Raw genomic sequence first — 6,000 nt, forward strand, 5'->3', positions numbered from 1 at the left:
TTTAAAATCGAATTGATTTCTGATTATCAATAGCCCCCAGCTTCAGCTGGGGGATTAGATTGTAATATTATATTTCGGGGCTTTAGCCCAATCTTCACCTTTCAAGAATAAAAAGATTAATTAGGCGCTAAACCTTGGTTGATGGCTAATTTTTCCAGCACCCATCTCTCCTCCAAATTTTGGCTAAAGCCGGGTGAATTGTTATGGCTTTTATAAATGGGCTAAAGCCCATTCCTATTGAGCAGATTTCGTTAATCAATTTGAATGAATTCGAAAACTTTCAGCATTGAAGGTCCAAGTTACACTTCGTTAAACTTGGCGGAGACTGAGCCTGTCGAAGCCGTAGGAATCCCCTCCCGGAGGCTGAGCTTGTCGAAGCCGTAGGAATTGAAAATGTTGATAACCTACCCTCCCGGAGGCTGAGCCTGTCGAAGCTAACCTACTCGTTGCAGTTATTTACTTCAAAATTCCAGTTATAAAGTGGCTAATTGAACCTTTTAGCCGAAGATTTCCGCCTTTTTGGCCGCATTTTTTAGTTTTTAACCAAAGCATTTGACCAAAAACCCCTGTTTAAGGGTTCAATGGTTTTTTTATTTAGTATTTATTCCTTAGTTTTAGAGGTAGTTGGAAGGCGAATAAAGTGCACTTTTGCTGCACCTTAGCACCAATCCTCTATATATGAAACTTATTTATTTTTAGAGCTAAGGGGGGGGTAGGTTAAATAATCAGTATGGTTAACCGCTGACAATCAGGATTATTTAAAAACGTTAATCAGAACGGTTTTGATATGGATTGGTAAGAAAAACATAAATATCAATCCTTCGGAATTTAAAGGAGATATTCTAAAAATAAAAGGTAATAAAATTACACCAATTCAACCACATGCGGATATATTGTGTAATAAAATTGCGCATATAAATAAGTTGGCGGTAATTTGAAAAAACAAATGAAGTACATAATAATAGGCGTAATCGCAATAGTAATTATTTTAATTCTTTTCAATCAGTTTGGAGGGAAAAAGGAAAACAATCCAATTAGTCAAAACACTAATAGTTTTGAGACTAAAGAAAATACCGCTGAACAAGAAAAACCGACCCTCGGAAAATTAAAGAAAATAAAGAGCGAAGATTACGACAGATTTATACTTACAAAAAGCACAACTGAAAGTTACATTCTCAAAGGAATTAAAGAATATGGAGAACTTTCAGGAAATGAAGAATATAAAATATACAGTTTCGGAATTGCGGAATACGGAGATTGGAAAATAATCAAAGTTGACCACCCGATTAGTTTTTATGTTTATCACAATCTTGTTGGTTGGTTAAGTGGATATGAGGAAAATACAGCGATTCCCGAACTTTCAATTGGATTTTCTAAAAATAAAACTGACACGCAAGAAGACTACTTGTTCTTTTTAGACCCTGAAAACGAATATGGAGACACGCAAATTGGAACCTTTAGAAATGGAAAATCTTTTTCAATCTATTTACCAGAAGCCTATGAAGAATATGGAAATCTGACCATTAAAAAAGAAATTCAAGTTTCAATGAAAGAAAATGTGGACTATATTTCTGAACAAGGATTTAATATTTCGGACATTGAATCTTTGAAATATACTGAACACAAAATAAAAATGAACGAATAAAAAACTACCGCCAACAATGGCTATAAGTAATTGCTTGTTCTCGCCTACTTTGGAAATTCCTGCGGAATTTCCAACTTGGTGTGTACTTGCAAAGTTAAGTGCTAACCCACGCAACTACTCATAGCCGAGACCGTTGTTGTGTGCAACCTAAAAAATAACAATGAGAAACCAATTCTTGATATTGATATCGACTCTTTTGCTTTTAGGCTGCGGAGAACAAAAAAATGACGAAAGAACAGCTGACCAGAAAATTGAAAAAATTGAAAGCACTAATGAGTAAATCGACACCTTGACCATTTCTGAAAATCAAAGGTCAAATGATGTAAATGTCATTGAAAGATACTTCCCTGAAGAAATTGTTACTGTAGAATTTGACACAATCATTTCTTCTCAGAATCTGAAAATTTCAATTAAAAGTAAATCCCTTGACTCATATGTGACTAACGAATTTGTAATTGAAGGAAAAAAGTATATTGACAAATACAGAGACAGCGAAAAGCACTTACTAGTAAGAAGATCAAATGAAATTCTGATGGACACTGTTTTGAGAAAAAGTGACTTTTTGGAGTTGACAGGAGATGACTTTCTAAAAATTGCTGATTTTCACGGATATTGGTTTAACGGAATTGAAAATGATACAATTGAATTTTTTGGAGCTATAAACAAACCAGAAACTGATTGGTCTGTCGCATTTTATCACTATTTCGACTTGAAAACAAAGACCTTTAAAATAAAAGAACATATTGACGAAGAAATATAAAGGCAGCACACAACATCGGCTATAGCAAATGCGGGCTGACTACTTAAAAATGACGATATTACAACTAAATAACATTCGGTCCGGCGGACAAAGAATCGCTTTCAAAATCCCGCACTTGCCATAGCCAGGGCCGTTAGCTTGCATTAAAAAACCGAATCGAACATTGAACAACATTGGAATAAAAATAAAGGAAGTATACTTACCATTTTTAGTAGTCTCAATTGGGACTATTCTTTTTTACAACCTATTCAGGTGGACTTTTGACATTAAACTCGGAGTTCTTCCATTAAAAGAAGACTTGCTTAATTTTTGGATTCCCTTTGCTCTTCCATGGATACCAATACTAATTTGGCTTAGAAGGAGAATCAGAGTTCTAAACATAAGAGGCAAAAGAGATAACGGATATTTCGGCTATCAATTTGCTATGGCGGCAGCAATTGCAGTCCCCATTATTGTAAGCCAGACTTATATTGAAAAAGCTTCATTTGACTTAGTGTCAATTACCAACGCTTACGAAACTAAAAGCCAGAGCGATGAAAAGTACTTCGATATCAGCTCATTTAGAGTTGACAAAAATGCCAGTCTTGCATATGTCACAGCAAGGACTTCAGGCAGAAACAATGACAATCTAAACTTCTATCTATATCTATCCTGTCCTTTTGAAAATTCCGATAATGTTTGGTATGGAGTTGAGTACACAAAGAATTTGAGCAATCGAATTAGTGATGATAAAAAAGATACTGAATACAGAAGTTTCCTTGAGAAATCTGAAAGAGAATTTGACACTTATAATTTCCAAAATGCGAAATACTTTGAAAAACTTGGTTACTCGGACGACAGAGACGGTTTTATAGAAGCAATCAAAGAAAAGAATCCCAATATCAAGGAATCGGAACAAATCATTCTTGTCCCTAAATCTGACGTTTTTGAGCATAGACTTGGGAATACCTTTCCGTGGATATTCGGTTCATTTGGGATAGGAGCTTTTGTTCTGCTATTGATGGTAATCATTCCAAAAATTGACGAAAAAGAACTAAGAGACTTTAAAAAGGACAAGCCATTAAAAGAAGATGACCTTAAAGATATATTGGAATTTCTCGACCCAAGAGGACCAAATAAAGCGACTGCAATCCTTCTTCTTTTGAATATTCTTGTTTTTGTGGTAATGATATTTTCAGGACTTAATATTATCTCACCTACACCAAAAGAACTTTTAGAAATTGGTGGAAATAGAAGGTTTGAAGTAATGAACGGAGAATATTGGAGACTCTTTACTTCCGTATTTATTCACGGAGGACTACTGCATTTGTTTATGAACTTGTTCGGTTTAGGGTTAGGTGCAAGTCTATTAGAAGGAATACTAGGAAGAACCCAATTGTTATTGAGCTTTATAGTCTGCGGAATTCTTGCCAGTTTAACCAGCATTTATTGGCACGAGAATACAATTAGTGTTGGAGCTTCGGGAGCAATTTTCGGGCTTTATGGTTTAATTTTAGCCTTTACCGTATTCAAAATCTATCCGAATCATATGCGTGGAATGACTTGGATGCTACTAGGACTTTATGCAGGGGTAAGTTTGCTATTCGGATTACTAGGCGGAATTGATAACGCTGCCCACATTGGCGGGCTAATTAGCGGATTCATAATAGGAGGAATATTGATACTAATTGAAAAAGAAAAATTAATAAAAAACGCAAGCTAATAACTAAGCATTCTGATGGCTGGAACAGCCTAGTCTGAATGCAGTGTTGAACCCTGAGAAACTTTCAGGGTAAACTTCAATGAAACATTGAAGGGTGTTGGGAACTTGGTTTACTATGGGGAATGATTTTCTTCTTTTGCTTTTTTAGCGATGTGAGGATGAAAAAGTTGCTGTTTTTAAATTGTTCTTTGTCCTAGAGTTCCTTTTTTTAGTATTTATTATTGAATAGGTAAACGGTTTTGGAGTGAATTTTAGGCTGTTATTACCATTTGGACATACCTGTCCCTTTAAGCTAATTGAGGCTTATTATTTTGTTTCTTGGTTTTGTTAAACCAGGTGACTGGAGGCCCTCTTTGGTCGAAGCACGCCAGAGTATGCTTTCTTCCGTTTTGCAATAAGAACACTTTCTGAACAGGGAAGCCGGTTTTTCTCCTACTTCTATTACGACCTGACCGATCTGACTGTCGATACTGACCTTATGTGTTGCCTTGAAGGCACTGGCCAAGATGCCATAATGCCTGATGCGGGTAAAACCCTATGTAAGATCCCAATTCTCTGGGGAAGTTATGAAGTGTCCCCGAAATGGTTATTGATCTACGGAGTCTTTTGAGTTGTAAATCAAAGCCTGGTACATTTTCACAGGCTTTTTCAATGATAGATTGCTTTTTTTCATAGCTTAAAATGTTGAATATTAATGATAAGTCTAATGTAGGAAGAAACGGCACTAAAGCCGGCTTCCTGCCTTAGCAGGATTCGTTCAACATCGGCTATAGCAAATGCGGGATGACTACTTAAAAATGAAGATATTACAACTTAATAACATTCGGTTTGGCGGACAAAGATTCGGTTTTAAATTCCCGTACTTGCCATCGCCAGAGCCGTTAGGCACCATTTGAGAAAATCCGTTGTAAATTAAAATATTTTACTTATCTTTGACGTTAGTAACGTAAGACGAAATTATGATTATTTCCTTTGGCTCGAAAAAGACCGAACAGATTTGGAACGGAATCCGGGTCAAAAAAATGCCGATAGAAATTCAGAACGTTGGACGTCGGAAATTGAGAATGTTGAATAACTCGCAAGACATTGCAGATTTAAGAATTCCACCCTCAAACCGACTTGAAAAACTGACTGGAAAATTAAGCGAATATTACAGTATTAGGATTAACAAACAATGGCGGATTATATTCATTTGGGACAAAGGAAACGCAAGTGAAGTGGAAATAATTGATTATCACTAAAAAAAAAAATGGAAAAGTTAGCAAATGTACATCCTGGAGAAATCTTGAATTTTGAATTTCTTGAGCCTCTAGAAATTACTGCTTACCGACTTTCAAAGGATTTGAAAATCCCACAAACCCGAATTTCGGAAATTATTAAAGGAAATCGTCGAATTACTGCTGACACGGCTTTACGATTAAGTAAATATTTTGGAAATTCTGCAAAATTCTGGCTTGGAATCCAAGACGATTATGATATTGAGGAGGAAAAGGAAATGAAAGAATCTGAACTGAACGAAATCAAACACTTCAAAAATAAAAACGTTACCTAATAACTAAGCATTCTGACGGCTGGCCCCCCTAGGTGTAGTTTAAGCCTTCGTGAGCTGAGTGTAGGTTTGCAAAACCCCCTACTATCCTTTCCAATTTGCAATTGGAAATGAACGGAATTACCAATGATCCACGGTTATCAAACCTTCTAATCCAGCATAAATTCATCTGTTTCTATTTGTTTTTCAAAGACCAGAACTTGCCCCGGTTTATCGGGGTGGAATCTCGCTACAATAATCCGGTCGTGTACTGAAATAGGTTGACACAATTTAATTAAAAATTGTAAACCTATAATCGGACAAAATGAGTGAATTACAAAAGTTCTCCGAAGATGCAAGGAGAA

6 protein-coding genes and 1 pseudogene are annotated in these 6,000 nt (G+C 35.9%); 5 read left to right on the forward strand and 2 right to left on the reverse strand.

Annotated features, from left to right (window positions below; translation table 11 throughout):
* Positions 1 to 946: 946 nt before the first annotated feature.
* From ACYVHJ_RS02370 to ACYVHJ_RS02380, 3 genes are all read left to right on the forward strand, one after another.
* Positions 947 to 1,645, forward strand: a complete 699-nt coding sequence (locus ACYVHJ_RS02370; protein ID WP_460512221.1) for a hypothetical protein — start codon at positions 947 to 949, stop codon at positions 1,643 to 1,645.
* Positions 1,646 to 1,934: 289 nt separating this feature from the next.
* Entirely contained in the window at positions 1,935 to 2,405 is a 471-nt protein-coding gene (locus ACYVHJ_RS02375; RefSeq protein ID WP_460512223.1) for a DUF4738 domain-containing protein, read from the forward strand.
* 163 nt (positions 2,406 to 2,568) lie between these two features.
* Positions 2,569 to 4,107 carry a rhomboid family intramembrane serine protease gene (locus tag ACYVHJ_RS02380; protein ID WP_460512225.1) on the forward strand — a complete coding sequence of 513 codons (1,539 nt, stop codon included), beginning with the start codon at positions 2,569 to 2,571 and terminating at the stop codon, positions 4,105 to 4,107.
* 287 nt (positions 4,108 to 4,394) lie between these two features.
* Here ACYVHJ_RS02380 and ACYVHJ_RS02385 read toward each other — a convergent pair.
* Positions 4,395 to 4,642, reverse strand: a pseudogene (locus ACYVHJ_RS02385) (IS91 family transposase); the annotation flags it as partial.
* A 424-nt stretch (positions 4,643 to 5,066) separates the two neighbouring features.
* On the opposite strand from ACYVHJ_RS02385, the gene ACYVHJ_RS02390 reads away from it, so the two are divergent.
* Together ACYVHJ_RS02390 and ACYVHJ_RS02395 are read left to right on the forward strand one after the other, a co-directional pair.
* Positions 5,067 to 5,348, forward strand: a complete 282-nt coding sequence (locus tag ACYVHJ_RS02390; protein WP_460512227.1) for a type II toxin-antitoxin system RelE/ParE family toxin — start codon at positions 5,067 to 5,069, stop codon at positions 5,346 to 5,348.
* A gap of 8 nt (positions 5,349 to 5,356) precedes the next feature.
* A complete protein-coding gene (locus tag ACYVHJ_RS02395) occupies positions 5,357 to 5,659 on the forward strand; it encodes a helix-turn-helix transcriptional regulator (RefSeq protein WP_460512229.1) in 303 nt (100 codons plus the stop codon).
* A gap of 146 nt (positions 5,660 to 5,805) precedes the next feature.
* On the opposite strand, the gene ACYVHJ_RS02400 is transcribed toward ACYVHJ_RS02395, so the two are convergent.
* Positions 5,806 to 6,000, reverse strand: a 195-nt coding sequence (locus ACYVHJ_RS02400; RefSeq protein ID WP_460512231.1) for a hypothetical protein, incomplete at its 5' end; no start/stop codon positions are given.

This window comes from Cyclobacterium sediminis (genome assembly GCF_054781075.1).

Coding starts and splice junctions, on each gene's coding strand:
- ACYVHJ_RS02395 (WP_460512229.1), top strand. CDS start 5,357: ATGGAAAAGTTAGCAAATGTACATCCTGGAGAAATCTTGAATTTTGAA.
- ACYVHJ_RS02370 (WP_460512221.1), top strand. CDS start 947: ATGAAGTACATAATAATAGGCGTAATCGCAATAGTAATTATTTTAATT.
- ACYVHJ_RS02390 (WP_460512227.1), top strand. CDS start 5,067: ATGATTATTTCCTTTGGCTCGAAAAAGACCGAACAGATTTGGAACGGA.